Raw genomic sequence first — 1,355 nt, 5'->3', positions numbered from 1 at the left:
ATATTTTTTCACATTTTTTATTGACCGTTACGCATATTTTTCTTATGCTATAAGCGTTATTGCGAATGATTATTTTTTTCATGAATAGCTTTCATGAGTACCTCTCACAATCAACCCATGCAATAACAGTTAAAGATTCCCGAAAGGAACGAGTGTGAAAACTTCACGAATTTTCGCAACTGCAGCTGCGGTTGCATTATTAGCAACTTCTATGGGTGCTTGCGGCTCTGCAAAAAATGCCGAAAATAAGGCGAAGGGCAATCAAGTAAATGTAGTGGCAACTACAACTCAAATTTGCGATTACGTAACTCAAATCGCTTCAACTGCTGACGCAAAATCTGGATTGAGCCTCAATAAGACTGATTCTCAGGGCAAGAAGTCTGTAATCGGAGCTCCTCAAGACAAAGCAAAGTCAACAATTAATTTGACCTGCTTGCTTGCGCCAAACGCTTCTGCTCATGAGCATGAAATGACTCCAGCTCAATCTAAAGCTCTTTCTAAGGCTGATTTGATGCTTGTTTCTGGTGTAGATCTCGAGCACTTCTTGGATCAAGCTGTGAAAGCTACCGGTTTTAAGGGCACTATGGGTGTAACTTCCGGTATTCTCACTGCTGACGAAATCAAGGATCCAAAGGCTGAGACTGCTAAGGAAAAGGATCTTCCATACAAGGTTGATCGCGGTATCGCTAAGGTGCATGCTGAAAAGTGGCCATTCCCTCCAGAAGAAGGCGAGAAGGAGCCTGAATTCCAGTACGATCCACATATTTGGACCAGCACGAAGAACACGATGATTCAGGTTAAGAATATTGGTTATTTCCTCGGAAAAGCTCTTCCTAAGAGCAAATCTATTTTCGATGAGCATGTTGAAAAGTTCGTTAAGTCTTTGACTGATTTGGATGCTTGGGCAACTAAAGCTTTGAATAGTGTGCCACAAAAGCATCGTGTTCTCTTCACTTCTCACGATGCATTCGGTTACTTCTCTCGTGACTACAATGTGAAGTTCATTGGTGCAGCACTTTCTGATTTCAACAGCCAGCAGGATGCTACTGCAGATCATATTCAGAAAGCTGCAGAAGATGTCAAGAAGTCCGGAGCTGTTGCGATTTTTGCTGAGAATTCTAACAATTCCAAGTCTATCAAGGCTGTTGCTGCAGCAGCAGGAGTAAAGGCTGTTATTGGCGACGACGCACTTTATGGAGATTCGCTTGGACCAGTCGGATCTGCAGGCGAAACTTACATCGGTTCCATTGTTCACAATGTTGAAACATTGGTGAAAGCTTGGAATGGTAATGTTCCTGAACTTCCAGATTCAGTTAAGACTGCATTGAAGAAGTAACATATAAATAACAGTAAAA

1 protein-coding gene is annotated in these 1,355 nt (G+C 42.0%); it reads left to right on the top strand.

Translation table 11 applies throughout. The annotated features are described in order from the left end of the window. Positions 1–154 precede the first annotated feature (154 nt). Positions 155–1,336 (top strand): metal ABC transporter substrate-binding protein, encoded by a 1,182-nt coding sequence (locus A5295_RS05970; protein ID WP_004108796.1) that lies wholly within the window; start codon positions 155–157, stop codon positions 1,334–1,336. Positions 1,337–1,355: the final 19 nt, after the last annotated feature.

Source organism: Gardnerella sp. 26-12 (genome assembly GCF_001660745.1).
Lineage (GTDB): Bacteria > Actinomycetota > Actinomycetes > Actinomycetales > Bifidobacteriaceae > Bifidobacterium > Bifidobacterium swidsinskii.
The sequence above is the reverse complement of the archived record's forward strand: the minus strand, read 5'-3'. Positions and strand labels throughout refer to the sequence as shown.